This is a genomic window from Amycolatopsis aidingensis (genome assembly GCF_018885265.1).
Taxonomy (GTDB): domain Bacteria; phylum Actinomycetota; class Actinomycetes; order Mycobacteriales; family Pseudonocardiaceae; genus Amycolatopsis; species Amycolatopsis aidingensis.
In genome coordinates, this window is sequence record NZ_CP076538.1 from 27,100 (window position 1) to 53,191 (window position 26,092).

Sequence of the window (26,092 nt, forward strand, 5' to 3'; positions counted from 1 at the left end):
AGCGGGAGGTTAGTTCTTCTTCTCCGCGTTGGATGGCTGATCGGCCTGCTGCCCGTTGGGCGTGGTCCCGGCCTGGTGCTCGGCCGAGTCCGGCCCGCCGGGTGCGGGCTTGGCAGGCTCCGGGGCGGTCGGGGTGGTGCTGCGCGGCGGCACGGGAGCCACCGGTGGCTCGGCCTTCGGCCGCAGCGCGTAGGCGACCGCGGCGGCGAGCGCACCGAGGCCGATCACCCAGGGCCACCGGCGCCGCTTCTTCTTGTCACCCTTTGCGGCGACCTTCGCCTCGGCGAGTGCGGCCTTGAACTCCTTCTTGGCCCCTTTGAAGTCCTTCTTGCCTTTCCGCTTGGACTCGCCTGCCGACTTGGCAGCCTGGATCGCGGCCTTCTTCGCCTTGCGTCCCGGCTTGCTCAGCTCCGCCCGGCGCTCCGCGGCCACCTTCCGCGCCTGCTTGGCACTGCGCGCCACATCCTTGCGGGTCTGCTTGGCCTTGCGGGCGAGTTGCTTGCGCGTCCGGCGGCTGGCCTTTCCACCCTTCTCCCGCGCGACGTCGGCACCCTCGGCGAACTTCTCCTCGGCCGCCTGCGCGGCATGCGCGGTCGCCTCGAGCCCGGCCCTACCGGCGTCGAGGGCTCGTTTGCGCAGGCGGAGCAGGCCGGTCCGCCCCGACTCGCTCTGGCCGTCCTGGGCCCGAGTCATTGCCTTCACCTCGTCAATCGTTATCTTTACTGCGGTCTTCCCGTAACCTATCCTGCCCCTTTTCGGCGGATTTCGCTGCAGATGGCACGATGAGCCCCGTGACTGAAAGCAACGGATCCCACGTTGGGGGCAGCCGTACGGCGACCCTGCACACCAACCACGGCGAGATTCGCATCAATCTCTTCCCGGATCACGCGCCGAAAACGGTGGCCAACTTCGCCGGCCTCGCCACGGGCGAGAAGGAGTACACCCAGCCCAACGCCAAGGGTGAGAAGACCGGGCCGTTCTACGACGGTTCGATCTTCCACCGGGTCATCGACGGGTTCATGATCCAGGGCGGCGACCCGACCGGCACCGGCCGCGGCGGCCCTGGGTACAAGTTCGATGACGAGTTCCACCCCGAACTGCAGTTCAACCGGCCGTACCTGCTGGCGATGGCGAACGCGGGCCCGGCGACCAACGGTTCGCAGTTCTTCATCACGGTCGCGCCGACCACGCACCTCAACTTCAAGCACACGATCTTCGGCGAGGTGGCCGACCAGGAGTCCCGCGACGTGGTGGACAGCATCGCCCGCACCGCCACCGGACCGGGGGACAAGCCACTGTCCGATGTGGTGATCGAGCAGGTCAGCGTGGGCTGAGCCCGGGGCGGTGATTCCCAGGTAGGTTGGAACCAGATGAACCAGCCTCCTTACCCACCCCAGCACCAGCAGCACTCGCTGCCCGGATGCTGGTGGCACCCGGACCGGCAGACCGGCCTGCGCTGCACCCGCTGCGAACGGCCGGCCTGCCCGGACTGCCTGCGTGAGGCCTCGGTCGGCTACCAGTGCGTCGACTGCGTGCACACCGGCCAGCAGCAACAGCGGGCGCAGCGGTCCGCCTACCGGCGGGCCGGGTTCGGCGCCCGCACGATCGCGGGCGCGAGGCCGAGCAGCCGCGCCGTGGTCGTGCCCGTGCTGATCGCGCTGAACGTGCTGGTGTACCTGCTCACCGCGGTGCAGGCGGCCGACCCGATGAGCAACCACCATTCGGCCCTGCACCAGGACGGGGTGCTGTGGCCGCTGGCGATGATCGGGGAGAGCCAGTGGTGGCGCCTGGTGACCTCGGGTTTCCTGCACTACGGGCTGATTCACCTCGCGATCAACATGATCGCGTTGTGGGTGCTGGGCCGGGACCTCGAGCTGCTGCTCGGCAGGCTGCGGTTCACCGCGGTCTACCTGGTGTCCCTGCTCGGCGGCTCGGTGGCGGTCTTCGTCTTCGACGACCTGAACAAGGCCACCGCGGGCGCGTCCGGGGCGATCTACGGCCTGCTCGGCGCGATGCTGGTGGCAGTGATCCGGCTGCGGATCAACCCGACCACGGTCCTCGCCGTACTGGCGCTGAACATCATCATCACCTTCCAGATTCCCGGGATCTCGCTGTTCGGTCACCTTGGCGGCCTGGTGATCGGGGTACTGGCGATGATCGCGATGGTGTACAGCCCGGAACGCAACCGCACCGGCTGGCAGGTGGGCACCCTGGCCGCGCTCACCGTGGCCATGATCGGGTTGGTGGTCTTTCGGGACGCCCAGCTCGCCGACGCGACCTGCCAGATCGTGGGCAACCAGTACGTCTGCTACCCCGGCTCCGGCGGTCTCCCGGCCTGAGTACGCAGCTCGGTGAGGGTCTCCAGCACGTCCCTTGGGTCCGCACCGAGCTCCAGCGCACCGAGCACGACCAGGCCGGAATCGGCGTCGATCTCCAGCGTGGTGACCTCGCGGCCGAGCCTGCGCACGGTGGCCAGCCGGATGGGCGCCTCGGCCCAGGTGAGCCGGTAGCCACCCGCCAGCGTGCGGACCCGGATGCCCTGCCGGTCCGCGGCGAGCCGGGGACGGACCACAGTGGCGTGCGCCGCGGCGACGGTCAGCACCACCGCGCCGACCCCGAGCAGCACGGCGCCCGGCGGGTCGAATGCCAGCGCGGCCAGCACCGTGCCCGCCGCGGCCAGGACGGCCAGCACCCAGCCGACCGCTACCACAGCCGTACGCGGAGCCCACTCCGGGGCGGAGTTATCCACAGGCGTTATCCACAATGGGGATGACTCACACAGATGTAATTCGTCGTCAATCCGCCGTTTGGCCCAATTGACCCGCAGGTCAGCGCCACTTCATGGTCATCAGCAACCCGGAGATCATCAGCGCGAAGCCGATCGCGAAGTTCCAGTTGCCGAGCTCCAGCATGAACGGGATCTTGTCGCCCGCGATGTAGTTCACCACGAGCCAGAGCAGTCCGAGCAGCATCAGCCCGAACATCACACCCTTGTAGATGGGGTGGGACGGCCCCGCCGCGCGCACCTTGACCGGGGTGCGGCGATCGGCAGGCGGCGTGTAAGCCGTCTTCTTACGGACTTTGGACTTGGGCATGGGAGTCCTCGCGTGCAGTAGGGCTCGTGTCTTCGGCGGCGCGGCCACGCGCGGGCGCGCAACCCGCCGCCATCTGAACACGTTAACGTAATCGAGGACGCGCAAGAACCGGGGCGAGTCGTCTTGGCAGGCGACTGTGATACCGGCGCAGCTTTCACGGCCGAAGGGAGCCCGCGTGGTAGGGCGCGACGACCCGGGTCCACGACGGCGGTACGCCGACCCCGGTCAGCAGGGAGCTCAGCCGGGCCCGCCGCGGCGGGCACCGCAAGGCCCCCCGCCGAGGCGGCAGCCGCCACAGCCGCCCCAACAGCCTCAGCAACCGCAACAGTCCCCGCGGTCGCCCCAGCCGGCGCGGCGGCAGGCGCCCCGCGCCCAGCAGGCGCAGCGGACTCGCCAGGCCCCGCCGAACCAGCCGCCCCGGCGGCGCCAGGTCCCGCGGGTGGACCCGCAGGCCGACACCGTGGTGCTGCCCCCGGTGCGGGCCGAGGAGGAATCGCCCGCGGCGGTGTCCGGCGAGCAGCCCCCACCGGGCAAGCCGCCCAAACCGCCGGAGAAGCCGCCGGAGAAGCCACCGCCGTCCGGGGGCGGCGGCCGGGCCCGCACCATCGTGCGCACCATCGGCGAGCTGCTGATCACCATGGGTGTGGTGGTGCTGCTGTTCGTGGTCTACGAGCTGTACGTGACCAACCTGATGTCCGCCGAGCTGCAGCGTGAGGCCAGCGCATCGCTGGAGCAGGAGTGGGAGAACGAACGGGAGCTGCGCAACACCGACCTCGCCGACGGCCAGGCCTTCGCCCGGTTGTACATCCCCGCCTTCGGCGCGGATTACGACTTCACCATCCAGGAGGGTGTGGACTCGGACACGCTGGAGATCGGGCCGGGGCACTACCGGGGGACCGCGATGCCGGGGGAGCCGGGCAACGTCGGCGTCGCCGGGCACCGGGTCGGCAAGGGCGCGCCGTTCAACGACCTCGACCTGCTTGGCTCCTGCGACGCGATCGTGGTGGAGACCCTGGACAGCTTCTTCGTCTACCGGGTGCTGCCGATGGAGGACGAGCTGGCCGACTGGCGCACCGGCAAGGGCACCGACCCGAAGTGCGCCGGCGTGCCGACCCTGCGCAACCCCGAGGGGCCGACCGGCTCGGCCTATGACGAGACCGTCGGCCGCCGGATCGTGCTGCCCGGCAGGGGGGACGCGGTTGCCCCGGTGCCGTACAAGCCCGCGGGCACGCTGCCGGAGGCTTCCCAGGCCGCGCTGCTCACGCTGACCACCTGCCACCCGCAGTTCTCCGACCGGGAGCGGCTGATCATCCACTCCGTGCTGACCAACCAGTACGCGAAGGAACCTGGCGCGACCTACCTGGATCTGCTGAAGAAGATCGGGGAGGCCTGATGTACGGCTGGATCTGGCGGCACCTGCCCGGCCCGGTCGCGGTGCGGGCGGTGACCGCGTTGCTGCTGGTGGCCGGGGTGGTGGCGCTGCTGATGTTCGTGGTCTTCCCGTGGGTGGAGCCGATGCTGCCGTTCAACGACGTCGCGGTGCAGTAGCGGCGGTGCGATTCGGGATCTTCCTGGTCACCGGCAGGTTCGCCGGGCAGGACGACACGGCCGCGTTGCGCCGCTCGGTGGAGGCGGTGGTCGCCGCCGAGCGCGCCGGGTTCGACGACGTGTGGCTGGCCGAGCACCACTTCATGCCCTACGGGGTCTGCCCTTCGGCCACCACCTTGGCCGCGCATGCGCTCGGCCGAACCAGCCGGATCGAGGTCGGTACCGCGGTCAGCGTGCTGTCCACCGCGCACCCGGTGGCGCTGGCCGAGCAGGCCGCCCTGCTCACCGCCGTATCCGGCGGCCGGTTCCGGCTCGGCGTCGGCCGCGGCGGGCCGTGGCTGGAGCTGGAGGTGTTCGGCACCGGTACCGCGCGCTATGACCACGGTTTCGCCGAGGGACTGGACCTGCTGCTCACCGCGCTGACCGAGGACGAGGTGGGGGCGGAAGGGGAGCATTTCGCGTTCCGGGAGGTGCCCATGGTGCCGCGGGTGCCGGGGATCCGGCCGCCGGTGGTGGCCTGCGGCTCGCCGGAATCGGACGCGGTGCGGCTGGCGGCCGCCCGCAGGCTGCCGATGCTGCTCGGCCTGCACGCCGACGACGAGGAGAAGGCGCGGACGGTGGCCGCGTACCGGGCGGCAACCGGCACCGGCGGCGCCGAGCCTGCCTGCGGTCACATCTCCACCGTGCTCTGCCAGGTCGCCGACGACACCGAGCAGGCGGTGGCCGCGGTCCGCGCCGCGTTGCCCGGCTGGCTCGGGCCGGGGCTGGAGGCGCATGTGCCGGTGGACGGCAGGCGGCGGGCCAGGCGGGATCCGGTGGCCTATACCGAGCGGCTGTGCGCCATCCACCCGGTCGGCGGCCCCGCGGACTGTGTTGCCCGGCTGCGCGCGGGGATCCGGCGCACCGGTGTCTCGCACGTGATCATGCTGGTGGAGGCGACCGGTGCGCCGGAGAGCACCCTGGCCAATATCGAACGGATCGGCGCCGAGGTGCTGCCCGCGGTGCGTGCCGCTAGCAGTCCCGCAGCTCCGGGCTCTGGTTGAGCAGCTGTCCGCGCGGCGAGACGAACTCCCGGTACCGCTCGCTGCCGGTCTCCGCCGGCCGGAACGCCGCCACCCGGTGGCAGTTCTGGAAGGCGAGCTTGACCCCGAAGTGCCGCTCGAGGCCGCCGCGGATGGCGTCCGAGGCGAGGGCGCGCAGCAGCTGGCCGCGCTCGGCTTCACTCGGCGGGGGCGTCTCGTGGTCGGCGAAGCCGTCCTGGGAGACCTCCAGGTCGGCGATCACCGTGCTGAGCACCTGCCAGGCGTAGGGCAGTGACTCGCGGACGCAGGCCACGAACTCGGCGTCCGCCACCTCGCCGCGCTCGGCCTTCTCGAGCAGGGCGGGCGAAACATCGAGAGACATCGAACCTCCAGGTGTTCGTCGGGTGTCCCGCCTTACCTGGCTACTCGCCCGCCTGCCGCGCGACAATAGAAAACGATCACGATTACCGATATGGACGCAGCGCCGGTCGTGGCCGGTTGCGGTGGGTAACTCACGCCCCGTGGCAGACCCGCAGCATCTCCTCCCGGTCGACGACCTTGACCCGCTCCCGGTCCTGGGGCGCTCCGAGCGCCCGCTCGTGCGCGTCCAGCAGGCCCCAGCCCTCCCAGGTCGTGTAGGGCACGCCGCGGTCGGCGAGGAACTCGAGGATGGCGTCCGGGTCCGGGCGTTCCGGCGCGGGCAGCAGCGGGGCGTCGGCCAGTAGGCTGGCCACGGTCTCCGCGGCGTCCCCCTTGGTGTGCCCGATCAGGCCGACCGGCCCGCGTTTGATCCACCCGGTGACATAGGTCCCGGTCAGCTGGTTCTCGTCCAGATCCAGCACCCGGCCTGCCTGGTGCGGGACGGTGCCGGAGGTGTGGTCGAACGGAATCTCGGCGAGGTGCGAGGACAGGTAGCCGACCGCGCGGTACACCGCCTGCACGTCCCAGTCGTGGAACTCGCCGCTGCCGCGCACGCCGCCGTCCCCGGTCAGCTCGGTGCGCTCGGTCCGCAGTCCGGTGACCCGCTCGGTGCCGAGCAGCTCGGCCGGGGAGTGGAAGAAGTGCAGGTGCAAGCGTTTGCTTCGGGAGCCGGGCTCGCGGATGGCCCACTCCTGCAGGGTCTTCACCACCATGTCCACCTGCTTGGAGCCGCGGATCGCCGCCATCGAGCCCTCGTCGAACTCGATGTCCTCCGGGTAGACGATCACCTCGACATTCGGCGAGTGGTCCAGCTCGCGCAGCTCCATCGGGGTGAACTTGGCCTGCGCAGGCCCGCGCCTGCCGAACACGTGCACATCGGTGACCGGGCTGGCCGCGAGGCCGCGGTAGACATTCGGCGGGATCTCGGTGCTGAGCAGCTCGTCCGCGGTCTTGGCGAGGATCCTGGCCACGTCCAGTGCCACATTGCCCGCGCCGAGCACCGCGACGCTGCTCGCCTCCAGCGGCCAGTCCCTCGGCACGTCCGGGTGGCCGTCGTACCAGGACACGAACTCGGCGGCGCCGTAGCTGCCCGGCAGGTCGATGCCGGGGATGTCCAGGTCGCGGTCGGCGGCGGCACCGGTGGCGAAGACCACGGCGTCGTAGTGCGCGCGCAGATCGTCCAGCTTGATGTCGGTGCCGTAGTCGACGTTGCCGAGCAGGCGGATGCCCGGCCGGTCCAGTACCCGGTGCAGGGCCTGCACGATGCCCTTGATCCGGGGGTGGTCGGGCGCGACCCCGTAGCGGATCAGCCCGAAGGGGGCGGGCATCCGCTCGAACAGGTCGACGCTCACCTCGGTGTCGGCCTTGTCCAGCAGGTCCGCCGCGTAGATGCCGGCGGGCCCGGCACCGACGATGGCCACGCGCAGAGAACGACTCATGACTGCCAGCGTAAGATGAGGTTAGCCTAACCAACACTGTGAGCTGCGATACGGTCCAGCATGTGGGAAGGGACTTTGGTGCCATCGGGTTAATACCAAGGTTGTCCATTAATAGGTGTCATTGACGTATATTGATTCGGTCGGTAGCGTCCTGAACATGCATAAAAAATCAGGGGGATCAGTGTCCATTTCTACGCATTACCGTCGTGCCGGTGTCGTTTTGACCGTGATCGTCGGCATTGTCACCGCGATGTCCGTTACGTCCGCTCATGCGACGGAAACCGGAAATGTATCTCCCGCATCAGCCGCGGACTGCGAAGGGGGTCGAAACGGTTTTGTTGATATTCGCGACGATCTTAGCGGCGCCAGTAGTCAGCATGTCAAGATCGGCAACCGAGACGTGTATCTGCATCTGATGTTCGGCACGGTTAAAGGTGACTACCGTGGCTGGGCGTACCTCACCTCGGGTAGCTACACCACACTTTCCAAGAACGACAGCGTGTGGATGGACTGGTCGACGGATGGCGGGCGGACCTGGCTGCAGTGTGGCCCCTTCTACAATCCCAAGCAGAAATACACGATTACGTCCGCGGCCAAGAACACGAGTTCAAACCCGAACTACGTATTTCGAGCCGGTATGCTGACCTATGATGGAAAGATGTACCTGACGGGGTGGGTCTGAGTAACCGGGCGATGGTCGACGAGAAGGTCCTCGAAGGGCAGCAGTGGGTCAACAAAACCTATGGTCAGGTAGCGGGTTACGAGCGGTGCCCGGAGAACGGCCGTACTGGATGGTCCACAATGTGGTCGTTGACCATGGGGCTGCAGCACGAGCTAGGTATCAGCCCGGTCGTAGCGAACTTCGGGCCAGGAACGCTCTCCAACCTGCGCGCTCATGGTGACGTTGGGTTCGAAGAGGAAAACGCGAACATTTGCAACATCGTTCAGTACGCTCTGTTCGCCAAGGGCTACTGGGGTGGCAGCGGCGATGGCACTTTCACCGGGACTACCGCAAGCTCGGTCCGCGAGATGGCGAACGACATGGGAGTGGGCGGCTCCAGTCCCTACAAGGTCGTCTCACCGAAGCTGTTCAAAGCCTTGCTTTCGATGGATGCGTACATCCTCACCGTCGGCGGCACCGAGAAGATCCGGGAGATCCAGCGCTGGCTCAACGGTCGCTATCAGCACAAGTCGACCTTCTTCTTCGGTCCGTGCGATGGCCATTTCTCCAGGAACGTGCAACAAGCGCTGATGAAGGCCATCCAGTACGAGGTCGGTATACCCGAAGACCAGGTCAACGGCTACTTCGGTCCGGGAACCAAGGCAGGACTCAGACGAAACCCGGTGTCCGAGGGTTCGTCCGGCATCTTTGTGCGGCTGTTCAGCGCCGCGTGTGTGTTCAACGAGCCGGTCGAGGACACCGTTACCTCGTTCAAGGACACCTTCGATGCCCCGCTCCGGGAGTTCGTCCGGGCGTTCCAGTTGTTCTCGGCGCTCGAGGTCACCGGGCGTGGTGACTTTCGGACGTGGGCGCAGCTGTTGGTCTCCACCGGAGACCCGGACCGTCCGGCCAGCGGTTGTGACACCAGCCGGACGATCACCGCTTCCCGTGCCGCGGCGCTGCGCGACGCCGGCTATCGGTACGTGGGCCGGTACCTGCAGAACGCACCTGGCAGTAACTCTCGGAACAAGGAGATCCAACCCGGCGAACTTGGCGACCTCTTCGACCATGGTCTGCGCTTGTTCCCTATCTGGCAGTACAATGCCAGGGAACTGAGCGACTTCACCTTCTCCAACGGGTTCCAGGACGGGTTGCGCGCGCATGCGCGCGGCCTGCATTACGGGTTTAACCGGGGAACGGTGATCTATTTCGCGGTCGACTACGACGCCACTCAGGCCGAGATCGAGTCGAACATCATTCCGTACTTCAACGGCATCGTGTCCGGGCTGAGCAACCAGGGCAAGCGCTACGTGCATGGTGTGTACGGCTCCCGGAACGTGTGCTCTCAGGTCACCAAGGCAACCTATGCCCGGTGGTCGTTCGTCTCCGGGATGTCCTGGGGTTTTTCCGGGAACCTCGGGTTTCCGTTGCCGGAGAACTGGGCTTTCAACCAGATCAAGGAGTTCTCGTTCTCCGCGGGAGGAGATTCATTCCCGCTGGACAACGACGTGCACAAGCCGGGCACCGACGCCGGTCAGCGCTCGGTGAACAAGGAAGTCGAGCCCTCCGGCGACTTTGTCGAGTATGTGCAGATGCTGTACGAGTTGGCGCTCGCCTACGGCAAGGGCGACCCGAACCAGCTGGTTATGGAGTACATCCGCGAGGACCGGTACAACGATTTACAGTGGCGCGGGCTGATCGGTGGTATCGACGAGGATTTCTTCGCGTACGCCAATGAGCACGGTGCCTATCTGAAGAGGGAGTTCAAAGACAGTTTCAGTGGTCATGAGCTGGGCACCGAGCATCTGATGGCGACGTGCAATGGCCACTATGTCGAACCGCCACCGTCTAATTCGAAGTCCGTCAACCGGGGCGACGTCGCGGGCTGGGGCGGCGACCTCATGACCTTGTACGGGGAGTGGCGCCGGGACAGCGACAGTTATCCTTCCGGCTACACCTACTGCATGGACAAGATGGCGAAGATCGGAGTGAAGTCCTCCTTCGGATTCCCCGACCTTATCGAGGATGCTGATGGGTACCTGATTTCTCAAAAGATTCGCGCAGGCACGAACATTGTCGATGCGGTACGTCAGCACTATATTGATAACGGAAACCTGACGCGGTTCCAGGATTACTTCGACCAGCGTTTCTCCGGAACTGTGTCCAACACCATGTTCATGGCCCGAAACATGCTGACGATGCAGGACGATCCAATCATCCTTGCCGGGCGGACCTACCTGATCGAGAAGACCGGTGGGGTGCCGACCACGCTTCCCTCGGCGTTGCTACCGGAGACCCTCGACGAGTTCCTGAAGGGGTTCGCGGACACCCTGCTGTTCCGGGTCGGCCAGGAGAGCCAGGCGAGGGCAGCAATCTTGGACGACCGACGCAACCCCGCTCATGATTGACCTCGTCGTCTACGGGTCGTTCGTCGCCCTCGGCGTGCTCGTGGGAAAGGCCGTGCACCTGTTGGCCACCCGTCGGCCGATGGTGGCAAGGGCGCCGGCACTGAAGTGGGTCGAAGGGGCGGTGCTCTGCGTCTGTGCCGGGCTACCCAGCTACGTCTTCAGCCTGTTCGTCGGGTTCGGGCAGAGCAGTAGTGAAGCCTGTGTCGCGCAGAGCGGTCGACGCGCGGGCGCGTATGTCGGGTACGAGGAGTCGTTGTTTCCACGCTCCGGCCTGTGCCACTGGGCGGACGGTACGTCGACAGACCTGGTCCCGATGTGGGTCAACCCGTTGATTTTCAGCTGTATTGCGGGTGCGGCGCTGTGCGCCGCGTTCGCCATACGCGCCGCGGTTCGACAGAAGGAGACCCTCGAGCATGAGTGAGCAGACAGTGCCTGCTGGACGGATGAGTCGCCGGCGCCTGCTGGCAGCCGGTGCCGGGGTGGCCGGAAGCGCGGTGATCTTGGCGGCGGGTGGTCTTGCCGGGACCGCCGTCGCAGCCCCACGCCGCTCGGCCGCAGAACCCCGGCCGACCCGGTGGACCAGAGCGACCTCGGCTAACGGCTGGCCGATTCTCGATGCGGTATCCCACTGGCGGATCGAGGGTTCCGATGTTGACGTGCCGGTGCAGGACGCGGCCGCACCGTTGTTACTGTATGTCGCGCGGCGGTTCCACTACGAGATCGACGAACTCCGGACCGGCGAGGTACTCGGGCATACGACCGACCGCGCGGTGATCGCGGAATACGAGAGTGACTACCTCTCGGGCTCCGCTATCGCAATCCGCCCCAAGGCCTACCCGGCGGGGGTGGGTGGCGGGTTGTTCCCGCAGGAGCTGGCGGTCGTCCGGGACATTCTGACGGACCTCGAGGGCGTGGTCGGCTGGGGCGGTGACGAGGATCTCCCCAAGGAATCTCACTTCCACATCGCGACCGGTCCGGATGATCCGGCCCTGAACCGGGTTACGGACAAGATGCGGTACTGGAACACCACCCCAGGTAAGGGAGCTGGTGCGGCCGAACTGTGAGCTGTGGGAACGGTGACCAGCTACCCTGGGCGTCATGCGTGTGCTGGTGATCGACAACTACGACAGCTTCGTCTACAACCTGGTGCAGTATCTCGCCCAGCTCGGCGCCGACTGCACGGTGTGGCGCAATGACGTGGTGCGGCTGGACGAGGTGTCCGGGTTCGACGGGGTGCTGGTCTCGCCAGGGCCGGGGACGCCAGAGCGGGCAGGGCAGAGCATGGACGTGGTGCGCCGCTGCGCGGACAGCCGGACGCCGATGCTCGGGGTCTGCCTCGGGCACCAGGCCATCGGTGCCGTCTACGGGGCGACGGTCGATCGCGCGCATGAGCTGCTGCACGGCAAGACCAGTCAGGTACGGCATGCCGGGGCCGGGGTGCTGGCCGGGCTGCCGGACCCGTTCACCGCGACCCGCTACCACTCGCTGACCGTCCTCGCCGACACGATCCCGGCCGAGTTCGAGGTCACCGCGCACACCGAGTCCGGTGTGGTGATGGGGATGCGGCACCGGGAGCTGCCACTGGAGGGCGTGCAGTTCCATCCCGAGTCCGTGCTCACCCAGGGCGGGCACCGGATGCTGGCCAACTGGATGTCCGGGGCCGGTCACCCGGTATCTGGGTCCATTGTGGACAAACTGGAGACCGCGACCAGGGAGTTGCAGCGGGCCGCCGCGGCCTGACCGGATCCGCGGCTATATCGTCTCCCACTGGCCGGGAGTGTCGATCTTCTTCTGGTTCCTCGGCTCGGCCCTGGCCCATTCCGTGCCGAGATCGGTGATGCCCTGCTTGATGGTGGTCTGCGACGTGTCGATCTTGTCGTAGATGCCTTTGAGCGCGACCACGGCGGCGCCGATGAAGGTGATGGCGACCCCGATCGCGGCGATCGCGGTCAGGATGGCGGCCGGAATCGCCACGACGGTGCAGGCCTCGACTATGGCGGCGACGATTCCGACCACCAGTGAGCCGAGTGCGATACCGATGGCGATCCAGAAGTCCTCGATACCGTTGGCGAGGTCTTGCAGCGTCTTGCTCAACTCGATGGAAAGGGACTTCATCTTGTTCAGCCCGTCGCCCTGTGGCGGCACGATCGCCTTGTATGCCTCGGCGCCGCTTCCGGTCCATTCCGTGTTCGTCGCGAGCTTTTCCAGCGCGATTCCATCGGCGATGGCTCCGATCGGGTTGCCTACCTGGTCCCGCCACTGTTCGGCATGGGCTTGCAGCTTGCCGGGGTTGCCGACGTTGTCGAGGTACTCCGCCAGCTCCTGCCAGAATTTCTGAACCTCGGCCTGGAGTTTCTCCATCCCGGCCGTGATGGGTTGTACGAGGTAGTCGAACGGCCAGGGTATCCAGTCCAGGGCGTCGTTTACCTTGCCGAACAGGTCTTGAACCTTTCCTTCGACCTCGTCGGACTTTCTGACAGCTTCTTCGATTACGGCGCTCATTCGTTATCGATCTCCGCTTCCAGCCTGCTCAACCTGTCGGCATAGTCCTGATCGTTGTTCTCGTAGGTCTGGCCGACGTCGACAAGCGCTCCGGCCAGCCGGTCGAAGTAGTCGGTGGCCTGTGCTATGAGTTCCAGTATCCTGGTTCGGGCTTCCTCATAATTCGCGTCGATTCCCATTCTCGAGCCCATACCCATGACATCGTCGGCACCGTTCAGCGTCAACGGCTCGATCGAGGTGGCCGGCGCGGAAAGCTCCTCGGCAGCCTGGTGCCATGCTTTGGCGTCCGACAGAAGTGCTTGTTTTTCCACTCGGAGGTCGCTCACTGCCCATGCCCTTCGTGCGTTGTGCTCCGGGGGGTTGTTCCGCGGCTGATTCGCTGGATGGTGAGCTGCGGGTCGGCCACCATGCCCATCAGCTCGCTGATGGCCGCGCTTCGCGGCCCCTTGGTCAGTTCACCTGTGGTGGAACGATCGACGAACGCGCGCAGCGCGTCCCGCAGTTCACTCTCGATCTCGGTGTTGCGTGCTGTACCCGCCCACTGCGGATCGATCGACACGCTGCGTACCTGCCGCCGGATGCCGGACACGACGACGTGGCCGCCCGCACTGTCGGCGGCGGTCGTCGTATCCGTGATGGCCGCCGCACGTCGCATGAATTGATCAAGATCTTTTGAGACCTGGTGCAGTAGCTGTATTGCGTAGTCCCTGGTGATGGGTTGATCGTTTTCCGGTGATCCGGATGCGCCGACCGGAAAGTCGTCGTCACCAATGTGATCATTGAGATCCGTCAGCTTCTCGGTCTGCACCGCAAGTGCCTGAGCCGTGGCTGCGTTGATTGCCTGCCGTACATTATCGGGTAAACCGGGTGGGTCGATCATGGATCGCCACCCCTTCGCCAGCTGGACTGATTCGACATCACCGGTGCTGGTGACGCCTATTGTGACCACCTGATCGGGGTCTTGACCGAGCAACAAATCTGTGGTTATTCCCTCGTTTGGAGGTTCTTCCAAAAGATCGTTCAGCTCATCGTCATCTGCTTCTTCGAAACCCCACCTGCGCTCGTCCATGCCTGTATGCTAATGCCTCGAGAAGATTGATAAGGCGTATTTGGCCCGATAGCAAGCCTGACAACTTTAGGACAAAAAGATGACACGCCAACCGTTGATACCGCTCAGCGCTGGTGTACCGGCAGGGCGACGGGTCTTCATGATCGTTCTGGCGATGCTGTGTGTCATTGTGGTGCTGCCGGTCGGGGCGTTGTCGATCGTGGCGTTCTCCCGCATGGATGGTGGCTTTGCCTCGTCGTTCGTGTTCGTACTCGGCTTTCTCGGGCTGGTGCTGGTGTCGTTCCTCGGCTGGGGCCTGCTACGTGCCTTTCGTGCCGGGGCCTACCTGGAAGGCACCGAGCTTGTCGCGCGGGGAGCGCTCCGCAGGCGAAGGGCGGATCTGGCCAGCGCCCAGTCGTTGCGACTGACCAGGTCGAGCAGCGGGTGGAATGCGCGTGCGCTGATCCCGACCCTCGACGCGAGCCATGATGCCCATGGCCGCTCGGTGACGATCCATTTCGGCGGGCATGTCAACGGATTCCTGCCCCAGGCCGAGGTGGAAGCGTTGGTTCGGGCCATCAGCGCGGGCAGCAGGACGGGCTTGCCTGCCCAGCAGGCCGAACACACGATCAAGGAACTCTACCTTCTCGCGCACGGACCATTCGCCCGTTGATCCGTTAAGGTGACCGGCATGTGCGTGCGGCGGCTGGCTGGGGTCGGCAAGCGCTACGGCCGGACCGACCCCGTGCTGGACGGGGTGGATCTGGACCTGCGGGCGGGCCAGGTGCTCGGGATCGTCGGCGGCAACGGCTCCGGGAAGTCGACCCTGTTGCGCATCCTCGCCGGAATCAGCCGCCCCTCGCGTGGGCGGTGTGCGGGGTCGCCGCGCACCGGCTACCTGCCCGACCGGTTCCCGGCCGCGGCCACCCGGATGAGCGCGCTGGCCTACCTGCGGCATATGGGCCGGATCAGTGGCCTGTCCGCGGCGCAGGCGAGCGCGCGCGGCACCGAACTGCTACACATGCTCGGGCTGGTTGGCGACCCGGCCGGGCCGATGCGGGAACTGTCCAAGGGAAACGCGCAGAAGGTCGGCCTCGCCCAGGCGCTGCTGCCCGAACCGGAGCTGCTGGTGCTGGACGAACCACTGTCCGGATTGGACGCTTCGGCGTATGGGTTGTTCGGCGACCTGGTGGCCGGATTCGCCGCGCGGGGCGGGAGCGTGGTGTTCAGTGCGCATCGGCCGGAACAGGCACAGGCGTACGCAACCGAGACCTTCCGGCTGGCGGGTGGACTGCTGACTTCGCTTGGCCCTGCGGAGGAGGTGGGGCCGCGGGCGACGATCCTGCTGCGCGGTGCCGTCGCCGGGGTCTGGCGGGCCGAGCCAGGGGTGCTGTCCGCGGTCGAGGACGGCGAGGAGCTAGAGCTGACCGTCCCGGCCGCGCGTTGCGACGCGATGCTGCTGCTCGCGCTGCGCCGGGGCTGCTCGGTGCGGGCGGTGCAACGCCAGTCGGCCGAGGTGGCCTCGTGATCGCACTGCTGCGGTATCAGTTCGCCCTGCTCGGTCACTCGCAGCGGTACCTGCCTGCGGCACTGTTGTTCCTCGTCGTGCTGGGTGTGCTCTACAAGGACCCGAACGCCCCGGTTCCGCCGGAGTTCGCGGTGAGCGCGGGCGCGCTGACCGTGATCGGCTGCTGGCTGACCATCGCGCTGGTGGACGCGGAGGATCCGGTGCAGCGGCTGATCACACTGAGCCATGCCAGGGGCCGCCCAGCGCTGCTGCTGTCCCTGCTGGTGACGGTGTTGTTGTGCTGCCTGGTGCTGACCGGCTGCTCGCTGGCCTGGGCCGGGATCACCCACGGCGGGTTGCCCGCTGGCGAGCTGGGCCTCGGGGTGCTCGCGCACCTGGCCTGCGCCCTGTCGGGGATCGCGGTCGGCCTGCCCTGCTCCCGGTTCCTGGTCCCGCGGATCGGTTACACGGTGCTGCTGGCGCTGGCGTTGCTGGCGGCCGTGCTGCTGGTGCGGCAGGTCCCGCTGGTGAACCCGATGCTGCGCGCGCTGGCGGCCGACGACGGTACGCGGGCCGAACCGGTGTTGCTCGGGCTGGGGGCGGCCGTGCTTGCACTGGCGGTGAGCACGGCCGCCGTCGGCCTGGTCAGGCGCGCTTGAAGCTGTGCACCACGAACTTGGTGTTCGAGATCTTCTGCCCCGGCTGCAGGATGAAGGAAGGCCCGCTGCAGTAGCTGCCGTTGTACATCCGGATCTTGTAGCCGGTCCGGCTGATCATCGAGTTGTAGCGCTTCTTCGGGTAGCAGTGCGTGTTCTTGTCGAAGTAACCTGCGGTGCTCTTGGTGCCGCTGTAGTTGATGCCCGACCACAGGCACAGGTCGCTGGTGCAGCTCGGCGCGGCGCTCGCCGAGGTGGACGGAGCCACGATCGCGAGCGAGGCGACGGCGGCGCCGATCAGTGCCCGCCCAGCGAGACGGAACCCACGAGCCATGATTGATCTCCCCTCAGTATCAGACGGCCTCCGTTGAGGCCCGGAGGGGAGCCTAACCCGGCGCGGGCTGTTCCGGTGGGAAATTCACCGAAGTCGGTTCAGTAACGCGCGCCACGCCGGGGCGGGCAGTGTGAGGTGGCCTGCGGCGCGGTCCTTGGAGTCGCGCAGGCCGACGGCCGTTCGGCGAAGGCGACCTCCACGCACTCGCCGCCGTTGCTGGCGCTGTAGCTACTGGTGCGCCAGGTGGCGTTGGTGAAGTCTGGGGTAGTCATGGCAGGCACTCTTAAGGTGGCAGGTCATCGATAGGACTCCACCATCTTATCGAGGAACCGGCGGGACTCGTCCGGGTCCAGTGCGGCATCCCGCAATCGCCCGAACACGATGCTGTACTGGGTGAACTCGTCCGCCTCCTTGAGGTAGGTGGCGCCGAACAGGTCCTCGAGGTAGACGGTGGAGAAGTTCTGCTCGGCCAGCCGGAACAGCTGAAACGGGGACGGCATGGTGATCCTGTCTGGCGCATCTAAGGGCAGGATGCGCAGGGTGATATTGGGTCGTTTCGCGCTGGCGGCCAGGTGCCTTAACTGGGCACGCATGATGGCGTAGCTGCCCTGCACCCGCCGCAGTGCTGCCTCGCTCAGCACGACTTCGAGTCGGAGCGATGGCCGACCGGTGCGCTTGAGTACCACCTTGCGGTCCATTCGGGTTTCGACTTGCCTGTCGATCAGTCGCTGGTCGGCCTCCGGTTCCCAGGTCGTGATGGTCGACCTTGCGTAGTCTTCCGTTTGCAGGAGCCCTGGAACGTTGTCGATCTCGTAGCTGCGGATCTCGGTGGCGTCCCACTCCAGGGCGAGGAAACGGCGGAACCAGTCCGGCACCGCATCCCGTTGCACGGACTTGCGCCTGCGGCGGCGTTTCGGCTGCGCCTCGGCGAGCGCCACCAGATAGTCTCGCTGCTCCTCGGTCGCCCCGTAGAACTCGGCGAGCCTGCGGATGTCCTCCGGATCGGCGGCCTGGTTGCCGTTCTCCAGCTTGGACAGTTTCGGCTGCTGAGCGCCGATGACCCGGGCCGCCTCGGTGGCCGGGTAGCCCGCTTCCTCGCGCAGGCGGCGCAGCTCGATTGGCCTGGCTGGACGACCGGTGCTGAGTGGTCACCCGGGACGAACCCGGGTGACCACCTCGTCGTTAACCGCCGGGGATGAGGCCACCGTCGGTGGAGGTCGCGGTGGACCCGTCGTGCTCACCGATGATGATGGTGACCGTCTGATCCTTGTCGATCTTCGTGCCGGCCTCCGGGACCGTGTTGGTCACCTTGCCCGCCTGGTCCGGGTCGGAGACCTCCTCGGTCTGCTTGTTGATATCGCCGCTCCAGCCCTGCTGGCTCAGCTTGTTCCGGGCTTCCTGCTCGGTCATCCCGGTCAGGTCGGGCATGTCGATCTGCTGCTCCGAGCCGTTCGAAACGTCCAGCTCGATCACCGTGTTCTCCGGCTGCTGGCCCGCGTTCGGCTTCTGGTTGACCACCTGGCCCTTGGGCTCGTCGGAGTCCACCTCGTTGCGCTTGACCCGGAATCCGGCGGCGGTCAGCCCGGCCCGCGCCTCCTCGTAGGAGCGGCCGGTGTAGTCCACCACCTCGATCATGTTCGGTGTCTTGCCGACGGTGATCGACACCTTGGTACCCGGCTCGAGGGTCACCCCAGGGGCCGGGTCCTGGCTCTGCACCAGGCCGTACTGGTCGGAGTCCTGCACGTCGACCTCTTCGACCTGGCCCAGCACGAAACCCTTCTCCTTGAGGGCCTGCTCGGCCTCGTCCCTGGTCTTCCCCTTGAGCTCGGGGACCTGGGTGGCCTCCGGCTTCGTCCCGACACTCAGCGTGATCTTGTCGGTGACCGGGATGCGTGTCTCGGCGGCCGGGCTGGTCTCCACCACCCGGCCGATCTGGTCGGAGGTGCAGGTCGCCTCGTCGTCCGGGACCGGGCTGCACGCCACTTTCTTGGTTTCCACGTTGGTGAAGCCCTGGCTGTACAACAGGTCCCTTGCCTGCTGCTCGTTCTGGCCGATCACGCTCGGCACGGCTTTGACCTCGGCGTCCTCGTTGAACGCACCCGCCAGCCAGGCGATGAACGCGATCAGCGCCACCCCGAGCACGGCCGCCAGGGCGAGCATGATGTTGCGCCGCTTGCGCCTGCGCCGCTCCTCATCCGGGTCGTAGGGGTCGGGGTCGTAGTCGTCGTAGGCATCGGCCTGCGAGTTGCCCGCGCCCATCACCTGGGTGCGGTCGTCATCGCTCATCACCATCGGTGCCGAGGGGCGCTGCCCGGAGAGGGTGCGCACCAGGTCCGAGCGCATCTCGGCGGCGGACTGGTAGCGGTTGGCCGGGCCCTTGGCCAGCGCCTTGAGCACCACCGCGTCCAGCTCCGGGGACACCGCAGGGTTGATCGCCGAGGGAGCCTGCGGGTCCTCCCGCACATGCTGGTAGGCCACCGCGACCGGAGAGTCACCCGTGAACGGCGGTTCCCCGGTGACCAGCTCGTACAACACGCAGCCCGCCGCGTAGACGTCGCTGCGGGCGTCCACCGACTCGCCCCGGGCCTGCTCCGGTGAAAGGTACTGGGCGGTGCCGATCACGGCCGCGGTCTGCGTCATCGCGGCCTGGCCGTCGTGCACCGCACGGGCGATGCCGAAGTCCATCACCTTGACCGCGCCGCTGCGGGTGATCATCACGTTGGCCGGTTTCACGTCCCGGTGCACGATCCCGTGCCGGTGCGAGAAGTCCAGTGCCGCGCTGACGTCGGCCATGACCTCCATGGCCCGCTTCTGCGCCATCGGGCCCTCGGTCTTGACGATGTCCCGCAGCGTCCGGCCCTCGACGTACTCCATCACGATGTACGGCAGCGGGCCGTACTCGGTGTTCGCCTCGCCGGTGTCGTACACGGCCACGATCGCCGGGTGGTTCAGCGCGGCGGCGTTCTGCGCCTCCCGGCGGAACCGCTCCTGGAACTGCGGGTCCCGCGCCAGGTCGGCACGCAGGATCTTGACGGCAACCTCGCGGCCGAGCCGGACGTCATGCCCGTGGTGGACCTCGGACATGCCGCCATAGCCGAGCGTGTCGCCCAGTTCATAGCGATTGGAGAGCAGTCTGGGTGCGCTCATCGATCTGTGCCGTCCCGTTCCGTCCAAGATGTGCCCATCATGCCTTGTGTGCCTGCGTTGCCCGGTTCACGTTCGCCCGTGTCCCACCAGTTGCCCTGGCGGGCGGTGGGGTTGCTCTCGTTCTCGCCGGGGTAGTGACCACCGCCGGGGTCCGGTGCACCCCCACCCGGTTGGACCGGTTGCCCCGGGCCGTCCGCAGGGGTCTGCTCCGAGGTGGCCGGGCCGGCCGGGGTGCCGCCCTCCCGGTTGTCCCGCAGCAGCAGGGGCAGTACCAGTGCGAGCGCGACGATCAGTACCACGATGATCACCGCGAGCAGCACCCACACGCCCGCGTGCGTCCGCCGGCGTTGCGGTGGCACCGGCATCGGGTTGACCCCGCTGTGCGGCGGTTGCACGGGCTGCATCGCCGGGTGCGATGTCGGCCCCACCGGCGCCATCGGAGTCGAGGCCATGGTAGGCGCGGGCTGGTAGGCCGCGTTCATCAGGCCACTGGGCGCGGGCAGCGGGTGGCCGGCCCGCACCGCCGCCACCGCGTTCGCGAACTCGCCGCCGCTGTTGTAGCGCTGCCGGGGATCCTTGACCAGGGTTGCCTCGATCACCGCGCGGGCGTGCGGCGGGACGTCCGGCGGCAGTGGTGGCGGCAGGTCCCTGATGTGCATCATCGCCACCGTCACCGCGTTCTCGGAGAGGAACGGCCGGTGCCCGACCAGGCATTCGTAGCCGCATACGGCCAGGGAGTACACATCGCTGGCCGGCTCGGCGTCGTGACCGAGCGCCTGCTCCGGCGCGATGTAGTGCGCCGTGCCCATCACCATCCCGGACCGGGTCACCGGTGCGGCGTCCGCGGCCTTGGCGATGCCGAAGTCGGTCAGCTTCACCTGGCCGGTCCGGGTGAGGAGGATGTTGCCCGGCTTGACGTCCCGGTGCACCAGGCCGCGCTCGTGCGCCGCCTGCAGCGCTTGCCCTGCCTGCTCGAGGACATCCAGCGTCCGCTCGGCGGAGATCCGGCCCTCCCTGGCGAGGATGCCTGCCAACGGCTCGCCCTCCACCAGCTCCATCACGAGGTAGGCGATCGAGTGCTCGCCTGCCACCGTCTCGCCGTAGTCATGCACGGCGGCGATGCCGTGGTGGTTCAGCGAGGCCGTGGTGCGCGCTTCGGTACGGAACCGGTGCAGGAACTCCGCGTCCCCGGACAGCTCGTCCTTGAGGATCTTCACCGCGACCGTGCGATCCAGCCGGGTGTCGCCCGCCTCCCAGACCTCGCCCATCCCGCCGACGGCGATCCGGTTGGTCAGCCGGTAGCGCTCGGCGAGCAACTGCCCAGAGGAGAGCATCGGCTACCCACCCCCGACCGCGGCGTTGATCGTGGCCCTGCCGATCGAGGCGGCCACGCTGCCACCGGTCGCGGCCAGTCCCCGGTCACCGCCGGACTCGACGATCACCGCGACCGCGATCTGCGGGTCGTCTGCCGGGGCGAACGCGGTGTACCAGGCGTGCGGCGGGGTCTGCTTCTCGTTGACGCCATGTTCCGCCGTGCCGGTCTTGGAGGCGATCTTCAGGCCCGGCCGCTTGCCGCCGCCCTTGGTGTTGTCCTCCGAGGCCAGCATCATGTCCTTCAGCACCTCGGCGTTGGCCGCCGAGAGCGCAGGGTCCCCGGTGAGCTCCTCCGGGGTGAACTCCTCCATCGGCGTGAGATCGGGAGCCAGCAGCGCCTTCACCAGCTGTGGCTTCATCGTCACGCCCCCGTTGGCGACCGTGGCCGAGAGCAGGGCGTCCTGCAGCGGGGTCAGCCGCACGTCCCGCTGGCCGATACCGCTCTGGTACAGCTCGGCCGTGCTGGCGAGGTCGCCGAGGCCGGAGGGTGCGACTGGCATCGGGACGGAAAGGTCCTGCTGGCCGATGCCGAAGTTGGCCGCCGTCTCGCGCAGCTTCTCCGCGCCCAGCTGGTCGGCCAGCTCGGCGAAGGCGGTGTTGCAGGAGAACGCCAGCGCGTCCTTCAGGGTGCCGCCGGGACAGGGCTGGCGGGCGAAGTTCTCCAGGTCGGTGTTCGAGGTACCGGGCACCTGAACGTTCGCCGCCCTGGTCACCGGGGTGTCCGGGCCCGCCCCGTTCTCCAGCGCCGCGGCGGCGGTGACCAGCTTGAACGTCGAGCCGGGCGGGTAGGTCTCGCGGATCGCCCGGTTCAGCATCGGCTTGTCGCCGTTCTTGTCGGTCAGCTCGGCCCAGGCGCTGCGTACCTTCTCGCCGTTGTGCGCGGCGAGCCGGTTCGGGTCGTAGGAGGGGGTGGAGACCATCGCCAGGATGTCGCCGGTCTTGGGGTCCAGCGCGACCACGGAGCCGTGGAAACCCTTGTCCGTCATCGCCTTGTACGCGGTCTCCTGCACCGAGGGGCGCACGGTCAGCTGCACGTTGCCGCCGCGCGGGTCCCTCCCGGTGACCATGTCGGACAGCCTGCGCACCAGCAGCCGCGGGTCGGAGCCGTTCAGCACCTCGTCGTGCGCGAGCTCGATCCCGGTCGCGCCGTAGATGATCGAGTAGTACCCGGTGACCGGGGCGTACACCGGGCCGTTCAGGTAGGTGCGGGTGAACTCGTACTTGTCGTTCGATGGCTCGACCCCGGCCAGTACCTGCCCGTTCTCCCCGGCCACGATCTGACCGCGCTGCCGGGAGTACTCCTCCAGCAGCACCCGCTGGTTGCGGCCGTCGGTGCGGTAGTCGTCCGCCTTCACGAACTGCACATAGGTGGTGTTGACCAGCAGCAGCGCCACCATCGCCAGCATGGCGACGCCGACTTTGCGCAGCGGAGTGTTCACTGGCCCCTCCCCCCGCCAGGACCGCCCATGTTATCCGGCCGCTGCACCATCACGGTATGCGCCTCGGCCAGTGGTGCCTGCTGCTGCGGCCGTGGCTTGCTTGGCGCGGCCGGGCGGCGTGCGGCATCGGAGATCCGGAGCAGCAGCGCGATGAGGATGTAGTTGGCCAGCAGCGAGGAACCGCCGCGGGACAGGAAGGGTGTGGTGACCCCGGTCATCGGGATCAGCTTGGTGACCCCGCCGACGATCACGAACAGCTGCATCACGATCGCGAAGGACAGCCCGCCGCCGAGCAGCTTGCCGAAGGTGTCCCGGACCGCCAGCGCGCTGCGCATCCCGCGCATCGCCAGCAGCAGGTACAGCAGCAGGATCGCGGACAGCCCGATCAGGCCGAGCTCCTCGCCCAGCGCCGCGGTGATGAAGTCGGTGTTGGCCGCGGGCACCATCTCCGGCCTGCCCGAGCCGAGCCCGGTGCCTGCCATCCCGCCGGTGCCGAGGCCGAAAAGGCCCTGCGCGATCTGGTAACCGCCGCCGGGATCGTCGTAGGTGGCCAGCGGGTCGATCCAGTTCGCCACCCGCTGCTGGACGTGGCCGAACAGGTTGTACGCGATGATCCCGCCCACGGCGAACATGCCGAGGCCGACCACCACCCAGATGATCCGCTCGGTGGCCACGTACAGCATGACCAGCACGATCCCGAAGAACAGCAGGGCCGTGCCGAGATCCTTCTCGAACACCAGGATGCCGAGGCAGGCCATCGCCGCGATCAGGATCGGCCCGAGGTCCCGCGCCCTCGGCAGCTCGACGCCGAGCACCCGTTTGCCCGCCACGGTGAACAGATCCCGCTTGGACACAAGGAACGAGGCGAAGAAGATCATCAGCGCGATCTTGGCGAACTCGCCGGGCTGGATGGAGAAGAAGCCGAACTTCAGCCAGACCTTCGCGCCGTTCACCTCGGAAAGCGAGCGGGGCAGCACCGCAGGCAGGGACAGCGCGATGATCCCGACCAGGCCCAGGGTGTAGGCGTAGCGGGTGAGCGTGCGGTGGTCGGAGATCAGGATCAGCACGGCGAGGAACAGGGCCAGCGAGATGACCGTCCACAGCACCTGCTTGGGCGCGTCCGGGGTGAAGGAATCCCCGGTCTGCTGCGCCTTCTCCGCCAGCGCCAGGTCGATCCGGTAGATCATCACCAGGCCCATGCCGTTCAGCAGGGCCACGCACGGCAGGATCAGCGGGTCCGCGTACGGAGCCCAGCGCCGCACCGCGAGGTGCGCCACGCTGAAGATGCCGAGATAGGCCACGCCGTACCAGAAGATCGACCAGGTGAGCTCCTGCTCCTGGTTCGCCTCCACCAGCACGAAGGCGCAGGTGACGATGAACGCGGCGAACGCGAGCAGGGCCAGTTCCGTGCCCCGCCGGGTCGGGAGCTCCCGCGGCGGGTTGGTGGAGAACTGGCCGAGCTGCGAATCCGCGGCAGGCTGGCTCATCTAGCCACCACCCGATGCGGGCCGTGGGCGGCAGTCCACCCCCGGTTGCCCACCTTGCTGCGGCTGCCCTGTTTCCTGCGCAGGCTGCTCGGCCCCGCCGACCACGCCACCCTCGGAGGTTCCCGGATCCTCCTGGTTCTCCGCGGGCGGGTCGCAGTAGTCGAGCACGTTGTTGCGCCGCAAGGTGTCGATGTACTTGCGGGCATCGGCGAGGCTTTCCCGCTTGACCCCGTTCACGATCGCGCCGCGGGCGTCCTGCTGCAGGTCCGGGATGCGCAGCTCGTCACACAACCGCGCCTGCGGGGCACAGGATCCCTCCGCCATCCGGTGCAGGTCGATGCCCAGGATGCTGCCCGGAACACCTTGGAAGATCACGACTTCCTGGTCGGGGCCCTCGCCGACGTAGTACTGGCGCAGCACGAAGTAGCGGGTGGCGATGGCGGCGGCGGCGAGCAGGATGACGGTGAGCCCCAGAATCACCAGCATCCGCACCCACTTACGCCGTTTGGCTTTTGGGTCCGGCTCGGGCTCCTCCGGCTCGATCCGTTGTGGTGGCGGGGAAGGGTCCAGCGCGCGGGCCCGTGCGGCCGGCGAGTCGCCCTGGTGATGCTCGTCGCTGCCGTCGCCGGCGGCCCCGCCCACGATCGGCGCATCCTCGCCGAAGTCGACGTCCACCACATCGGCGACGATCACCGTGACGTTGTCCGTGCCGCCGCCCTTGAGCGCCAGCTCGATCATCCGGTCGGCGCAGTCCTGCGGGTCGGCGATCTGGATGGCATCGGCAAGGGTCTCGTCGCTGACCATCCCGGAAAGCCCGTCCGAGCACAGCAGGTAGCGGTCCCCGGCGCGGGCCTCGCGCACGGTCAGGCTCGGTTCCACCTCGTGCCCGGTGAGTGCCTTGAGCAACAGCGAACGCTGCGGGTGGACCGCGGCTTCCTCCTCGGTGATCCGGCCCTGGTCGAGCAGTTCCTTGACGAAACTGTCGTCCCTGGTGATCTGGGTGAGCTGGCCGCCGCGCAGCAGGTAGGCCCGCGAGTCGCCGACGTGCACCAGGCCCAGCCGGGTGCCGGAGAACAGCACCGCGGTCAGCGTGGTACCCATCCCGTCCAGGTCGGGGTCACCGGCGACCAGTTCGGAGATCGCCGCGTTGCCGTGCGCCACGGCCTCGCGCAGCTGGGACAGCAGGTCGTCCCCGGGCTCGTCGTCATCGAGCGGGGCCAGCGAGGCGATGACCACCTTGCTGGCGACCTCACCGGCGGCGTGGCCGCCCATGCCGTCGGCGACCGCGAGCAGCCGGGGGCCCGCGTACACCGAGTCCTGGTTGCTGGAACGCACCAGGCCACGGTCGCTGCGGGCCGCGTAACGAAGGACGAGAGTCATGGGCGAAGCTCGATCACCGTCTTGCCGATCCGGATGGGGACGCCGAGCGGTACTCGGAGGGGTGCTGTGACCTTAGCCCGATCGAGATAGGTCCCGTTCGTCGAGCCCAGGTCTTCGACATACCAGTCCTCACCACGCAGGGAAAGGCGGGCGTGCCGGGTGGAAGCGTAGTCGTCGTCCAGCACCAGGGTGGAGTCGTCCGCACGGCCGATCAGGATGGGCCTGCCGTCCAGCGCGATCCGGGTACCGGACAGCGCGCCGTGCGTGACGACCAGTTGCCGTGGCAGCTTGCCGCTGCGCGGCTTCTTCTTGTCCTTGCCGCGCCGGAAACCCGGCACGTTGACCCGCAGCCCGGAGGCCGCATAGAGGTCCGAGCGGACGACGCGCAGCGCGGCCAGCACGAAAAGCCAGAGCAGGACGAGGAAACCTACCCTGGAGAGTTGAACGACCAGCTCTGGCACCTGTTGTGTCCGCTCCCGCCTACTCGCGCCGATCCCGCGGCTGTGTGCTTTCCGGGCAAGGGTGAACCCCGCCGCGGCTCCCCCGCGTGGGGGCCATTATGCGGGAAGCCCGTGCCCGAGCTGTGCTCAGGCAGCCGGAAACACACCCCAACCGGAGATTCGGT

29 protein-coding genes and 2 pseudogenes are annotated in these 26,092 nt (G+C 67.6%); 13 read left to right on the forward strand and 18 right to left on the reverse strand.

Features of this window, described 5'->3' with window-relative positions:
- Positions 1-9: 9 nt before the first annotated feature.
- Positions 10-693, reverse strand: a complete 684-nt coding sequence (locus KOI47_RS00140) for a hypothetical protein (RefSeq protein ID WP_216212365.1) — start codon at positions 691-693, stop codon at positions 10-12.
- 89 nt (positions 694-782) lie between these two features.
- On the opposite strand from KOI47_RS00140, the gene KOI47_RS00145 reads away from it, so the two are divergent.
- Together KOI47_RS00145 and KOI47_RS00150 are read left to right on the forward strand one after the other, a co-directional pair.
- Positions 783-1,334 (forward strand): peptidylprolyl isomerase, encoded by a 552-nt coding sequence (locus KOI47_RS00145; RefSeq protein WP_216212368.1) that lies wholly within the window; start codon positions 783-785, stop codon positions 1,332-1,334.
- A gap of 36 nt (positions 1,335-1,370) precedes the next feature.
- Entirely contained in the window at positions 1,371-2,339 is a 969-nt protein-coding gene (locus tag KOI47_RS00150; RefSeq protein ID WP_216212372.1) for a rhomboid family intramembrane serine protease, read from the forward strand.
- Here KOI47_RS00150 and KOI47_RS00155 read toward each other — a convergent pair.
- Positions 2,309-2,749, reverse strand: a complete 441-nt coding sequence (locus KOI47_RS00155) for a PH domain-containing protein (protein ID WP_216212374.1) — start codon at positions 2,747-2,749, stop codon at positions 2,309-2,311. The two genes, KOI47_RS00150 and KOI47_RS00155, sit on opposite strands and share 31 nt — an antisense overlap.
- Positions 2,750-2,828: 79 nt before the next feature.
- Entirely contained in the window at positions 2,829-3,095 is a 267-nt protein-coding gene (gene crgA, locus KOI47_RS00160) for a cell division protein CrgA (RefSeq protein ID WP_216212376.1), read from the reverse strand.
- 439 nt (positions 3,096-3,534) lie between these two features.
- Between crgA and KOI47_RS00165 the strand changes: the two genes are divergently transcribed.
- Genes KOI47_RS00165 through KOI47_RS00175 form a run of 3 tightly spaced genes read left to right on the forward strand, consistent with a single transcriptional unit; the run spans position 3,535 to position 5,686 of the window.
- Positions 3,535-4,488 (forward strand): class E sortase, encoded by a 954-nt coding sequence (locus KOI47_RS00165; RefSeq protein WP_232376453.1) that lies wholly within the window; start codon positions 3,535-3,537, stop codon positions 4,486-4,488.
- Positions 4,488-4,643 carry a hypothetical protein gene (locus KOI47_RS00170; RefSeq protein ID WP_216212383.1) on the forward strand — a complete coding sequence of 52 codons (156 nt, stop codon included), beginning with the start codon at positions 4,488-4,490 and terminating at the stop codon, positions 4,641-4,643. The genes KOI47_RS00165 and KOI47_RS00170 overlap by 1 nt, the downstream gene beginning before the upstream one ends.
- Positions 4,644-4,648: 5 nt before the next feature.
- Positions 4,649-5,686 carry an LLM class flavin-dependent oxidoreductase gene (locus KOI47_RS00175; protein WP_216212387.1) on the forward strand — a complete coding sequence of 346 codons (1,038 nt, stop codon included), beginning with the start codon at positions 4,649-4,651 and terminating at the stop codon, positions 5,684-5,686.
- Here the strand turns inward: KOI47_RS00175 and KOI47_RS00180 are convergent.
- Positions 5,655-6,047 carry an SCO5389 family protein gene (locus tag KOI47_RS00180; protein WP_216212390.1) on the reverse strand — a complete coding sequence of 131 codons (393 nt, stop codon included), beginning with the start codon at positions 6,045-6,047 and terminating at the stop codon, positions 5,655-5,657. The two genes, KOI47_RS00175 and KOI47_RS00180, sit on opposite strands and share 32 nt — an antisense overlap.
- Before the next feature lie 130 nt (positions 6,048-6,177).
- Positions 6,178-7,524, reverse strand: a complete 1,347-nt coding sequence (locus KOI47_RS00185) for an FAD-dependent oxidoreductase (protein WP_216212393.1) — start codon at positions 7,522-7,524, stop codon at positions 6,178-6,180.
- A gap of 220 nt (positions 7,525-7,744) precedes the next feature.
- On the opposite strand from KOI47_RS00185, the gene KOI47_RS00190 reads away from it, so the two are divergent.
- Genes KOI47_RS00190 through KOI47_RS00210 form a run of 5 tightly spaced genes read left to right on the forward strand, consistent with a single transcriptional unit; the run spans position 7,745 to position 12,333 of the window.
- Positions 7,745-8,206: a hypothetical protein gene (locus tag KOI47_RS00190; RefSeq protein WP_216212396.1), complete on the forward strand. Its 462-nt coding sequence runs from the start codon at positions 7,745-7,747 to the stop codon at positions 8,204-8,206.
- Positions 8,207-8,217: 11 nt separating this feature from the next.
- Positions 8,218-10,593: a glycoside hydrolase domain-containing protein gene (locus tag KOI47_RS00195; protein ID WP_216212399.1), complete on the forward strand. Its 2,376-nt coding sequence runs from the start codon at positions 8,218-8,220 to the stop codon at positions 10,591-10,593.
- The gene (locus KOI47_RS00200) at positions 10,586-11,014 is read left to right on the forward strand and encodes a hypothetical protein (RefSeq protein ID WP_216212402.1); all 429 of its coding nucleotides are present in this window, start codon (positions 10,586-10,588) and stop codon (positions 11,012-11,014) included. Before KOI47_RS00195 ends, KOI47_RS00200 begins: the two co-directional genes overlap by 8 nt.
- Positions 11,007-11,657: a hypothetical protein gene (locus tag KOI47_RS00205; protein ID WP_216212405.1), complete on the forward strand. Its 651-nt coding sequence runs from the start codon at positions 11,007-11,009 to the stop codon at positions 11,655-11,657. Before KOI47_RS00200 ends, KOI47_RS00205 begins: the two co-directional genes overlap by 8 nt.
- Positions 11,658-11,691: 34 nt before the next feature.
- The gene (locus tag KOI47_RS00210; protein ID WP_216212408.1) at positions 11,692-12,333 is read left to right on the forward strand and encodes an aminodeoxychorismate/anthranilate synthase component II; all 642 of its coding nucleotides are present in this window, start codon (positions 11,692-11,694) and stop codon (positions 12,331-12,333) included.
- A 12-nt stretch (positions 12,334-12,345) separates the two neighbouring features.
- Here the strand turns inward: KOI47_RS00210 and KOI47_RS00215 are convergent, their stop codons facing one another.
- From KOI47_RS00215 to KOI47_RS00225, 3 genes are read right to left on the reverse strand one after another with little or no spacing between them, the layout of a single operon-like run.
- Entirely contained in the window at positions 12,346-13,095 is a 750-nt protein-coding gene (locus KOI47_RS00215) for a hypothetical protein (protein ID WP_216212411.1), read from the reverse strand.
- Positions 13,092-13,421, reverse strand: coding sequence for a hypothetical protein (locus tag KOI47_RS00220; RefSeq protein ID WP_216212415.1), 330 nt, complete (start codon positions 13,419-13,421; stop codon positions 13,092-13,094). The genes KOI47_RS00215 and KOI47_RS00220 overlap by 4 nt, the downstream gene beginning before the upstream one ends.
- Positions 13,418-14,164 carry a hypothetical protein gene (locus KOI47_RS00225; RefSeq protein ID WP_216212418.1) on the reverse strand — a complete coding sequence of 249 codons (747 nt, stop codon included), beginning with the start codon at positions 14,162-14,164 and terminating at the stop codon, positions 13,418-13,420. Before KOI47_RS00225 ends, KOI47_RS00220 begins: the two co-directional genes overlap by 4 nt.
- A gap of 139 nt (positions 14,165-14,303) precedes the next feature.
- Between KOI47_RS00225 and KOI47_RS00230 the strand changes: the two genes are divergently transcribed.
- The 3 genes from KOI47_RS00230 to KOI47_RS00240 are packed head-to-tail and all read left to right on the forward strand — an operon-like array spanning position 14,304 to position 16,309.
- Positions 14,304-14,816 (forward strand): hypothetical protein, encoded by a 513-nt coding sequence (locus tag KOI47_RS00230; protein ID WP_216212419.1) that lies wholly within the window; start codon positions 14,304-14,306, stop codon positions 14,814-14,816.
- Positions 14,817-14,834: 18 nt separating this feature from the next.
- A complete protein-coding gene (locus tag KOI47_RS00235; protein ID WP_216212422.1) occupies positions 14,835-15,671 on the forward strand; it encodes an ATP-binding cassette domain-containing protein in 837 nt (278 codons plus the stop codon).
- Complete coding sequence (locus tag KOI47_RS00240; protein ID WP_216212423.1) at positions 15,668-16,309, forward strand: hypothetical protein; 642 nt, start codon at positions 15,668-15,670, stop codon at positions 16,307-16,309. The genes KOI47_RS00235 and KOI47_RS00240 overlap by 4 nt, the downstream gene beginning before the upstream one ends.
- Here KOI47_RS00240 and KOI47_RS00245 read toward each other — a convergent pair.
- The 10 genes and pseudogenes from KOI47_RS00245 to KOI47_RS00285 all read right to left on the reverse strand — a co-directional run bounded on the left by KOI47_RS00245 (position 16,296) and on the right by KOI47_RS00285 (position 25,928).
- Positions 16,296-16,640, reverse strand: a complete 345-nt coding sequence (locus KOI47_RS00245) for a peptidase inhibitor family I36 protein (protein ID WP_216212426.1) — start codon at positions 16,638-16,640, stop codon at positions 16,296-16,298. The genes KOI47_RS00240 and KOI47_RS00245 overlap by 14 nt on opposite strands.
- An 84-nt stretch (positions 16,641-16,724) precedes the next feature.
- Positions 16,725-16,912: pseudogene (locus KOI47_RS00250) on the reverse strand (DUF397 domain-containing protein).
- Between the two features lie 24 nt (positions 16,913-16,936).
- On the reverse strand, positions 16,937-17,578 hold the full coding sequence (locus KOI47_RS00255; protein ID WP_232376454.1) for a DUF5753 domain-containing protein: 642 nt from the start codon (positions 17,576-17,578) through the stop codon (positions 16,937-16,939).
- Positions 17,579-17,590: 12 nt separating this feature from the next.
- A pseudogene (locus tag KOI47_RS36080) lies at positions 17,591-17,758 on the reverse strand (helix-turn-helix domain-containing protein); the annotation flags it as partial.
- Positions 17,759-17,822: 64 nt separating this feature from the next.
- Positions 17,823-19,787 carry a Stk1 family PASTA domain-containing Ser/Thr kinase gene (pknB, locus tag KOI47_RS00260; RefSeq protein WP_216212429.1) on the reverse strand — a complete coding sequence of 655 codons (1,965 nt, stop codon included), beginning with the start codon at positions 19,785-19,787 and terminating at the stop codon, positions 17,823-17,825.
- Positions 19,784-21,121, reverse strand: a complete 1,338-nt coding sequence (locus KOI47_RS00265) for a protein kinase domain-containing protein (RefSeq protein WP_216212431.1) — start codon at positions 21,119-21,121, stop codon at positions 19,784-19,786. Before KOI47_RS00265 ends, pknB begins: the two co-directional genes overlap by 4 nt.
- A 3-nt stretch (positions 21,122-21,124) precedes the next feature.
- Positions 21,125-22,600 carry a peptidoglycan D,D-transpeptidase FtsI family protein gene (locus KOI47_RS00270; protein ID WP_216212434.1) on the reverse strand — a complete coding sequence of 492 codons (1,476 nt, stop codon included), beginning with the start codon at positions 22,598-22,600 and terminating at the stop codon, positions 21,125-21,127.
- Positions 22,597-24,087 (reverse strand): FtsW/RodA/SpoVE family cell cycle protein, encoded by a 1,491-nt coding sequence (locus KOI47_RS00275; RefSeq protein ID WP_216212437.1) that lies wholly within the window; start codon positions 24,085-24,087, stop codon positions 22,597-22,599. The genes KOI47_RS00270 and KOI47_RS00275 overlap by 4 nt, the downstream gene beginning before the upstream one ends.
- Positions 24,088-25,467, reverse strand: coding sequence for a PP2C family protein-serine/threonine phosphatase (locus KOI47_RS00280; protein ID WP_216212440.1), 1,380 nt, complete (start codon positions 25,465-25,467; stop codon positions 24,088-24,090).
- On the reverse strand, positions 25,464-25,928 hold the full coding sequence (locus KOI47_RS00285; RefSeq protein WP_141999684.1) for an FHA domain-containing protein FhaB/FipA: 465 nt from the start codon (positions 25,926-25,928) through the stop codon (positions 25,464-25,466). The genes KOI47_RS00280 and KOI47_RS00285 overlap by 4 nt, the downstream gene beginning before the upstream one ends.
- Positions 25,929-26,092 lie beyond the last annotated feature (164 nt).

Coding starts and splice junctions, on each gene's coding strand:
- KOI47_RS00200 (WP_216212402.1), top strand. CDS start 10,586: ATGATTGACCTCGTCGTCTACGGGTCGTTCGTCGCCCTCGGCGTGCTC.
- KOI47_RS00145 (WP_216212368.1), top strand. CDS start 783: ATGAGCCCCGTGACTGAAAGCAACGGATCCCACGTTGGGGGCAGCCGT.
- KOI47_RS00170 (WP_216212383.1), top strand. CDS start 4,488: ATGTACGGCTGGATCTGGCGGCACCTGCCCGGCCCGGTCGCGGTGCGG.
- KOI47_RS00150 (WP_216212372.1), top strand. CDS start 1,371: ATGAACCAGCCTCCTTACCCACCCCAGCACCAGCAGCACTCGCTGCCC.
- KOI47_RS00225 (WP_216212418.1), bottom strand. CDS start 14,164: ATGGACGAGCGCAGGTGGGGTTTCGAAGAAGCAGATGACGATGAGCTG.
- KOI47_RS00180 (WP_216212390.1), bottom strand. CDS start 6,047: ATGTCTCTCGATGTTTCGCCCGCCCTGCTCGAGAAGGCCGAGCGCGGC.
- KOI47_RS00215 (WP_216212411.1), bottom strand. CDS start 13,095: ATGAGCGCCGTAATCGAAGAAGCTGTCAGAAAGTCCGACGAGGTCGAA.
- KOI47_RS00210 (WP_216212408.1), top strand. CDS start 11,692: ATGCGTGTGCTGGTGATCGACAACTACGACAGCTTCGTCTACAACCTG.
- KOI47_RS00185 (WP_216212393.1), bottom strand. CDS start 7,524: ATGAGTCGTTCTCTGCGCGTGGCCATCGTCGGTGCCGGGCCCGCCGGC.
- KOI47_RS00230 (WP_216212419.1), top strand. CDS start 14,304: ATGATCGTTCTGGCGATGCTGTGTGTCATTGTGGTGCTGCCGGTCGGG.
- KOI47_RS00275 (WP_216212437.1), bottom strand. CDS start 24,087: ATGAGCCAGCCTGCCGCGGATTCGCAGCTCGGCCAGTTCTCCACCAAC.
- KOI47_RS00140 (WP_216212365.1), bottom strand. CDS start 693: ATGACTCGGGCCCAGGACGGCCAGAGCGAGTCGGGGCGGACCGGCCTG.
- crgA (WP_216212376.1), bottom strand. CDS start 3,095: ATGCCCAAGTCCAAAGTCCGTAAGAAGACGGCTTACACGCCGCCTGCC.
- KOI47_RS00195 (WP_216212399.1), top strand. CDS start 8,218: ATGGTCGACGAGAAGGTCCTCGAAGGGCAGCAGTGGGTCAACAAAACC.
- KOI47_RS00245 (WP_216212426.1), bottom strand. CDS start 16,640: ATGGCTCGTGGGTTCCGTCTCGCTGGGCGGGCACTGATCGGCGCCGCC.
- KOI47_RS00205 (WP_216212405.1), top strand. CDS start 11,007: ATGAGTGAGCAGACAGTGCCTGCTGGACGGATGAGTCGCCGGCGCCTG.
- KOI47_RS00265 (WP_216212431.1), bottom strand. CDS start 21,121: ATGCTCTCCTCTGGGCAGTTGCTCGCCGAGCGCTACCGGCTGACCAAC.
- KOI47_RS00280 (WP_216212440.1), bottom strand. CDS start 25,467: ATGACTCTCGTCCTTCGTTACGCGGCCCGCAGCGACCGTGGCCTGGTG.
- KOI47_RS00235 (WP_216212422.1), top strand. CDS start 14,835: ATGTGCGTGCGGCGGCTGGCTGGGGTCGGCAAGCGCTACGGCCGGACC.
- pknB (WP_216212429.1), bottom strand. CDS start 19,787: ATGAGCGCACCCAGACTGCTCTCCAATCGCTATGAACTGGGCGACACG.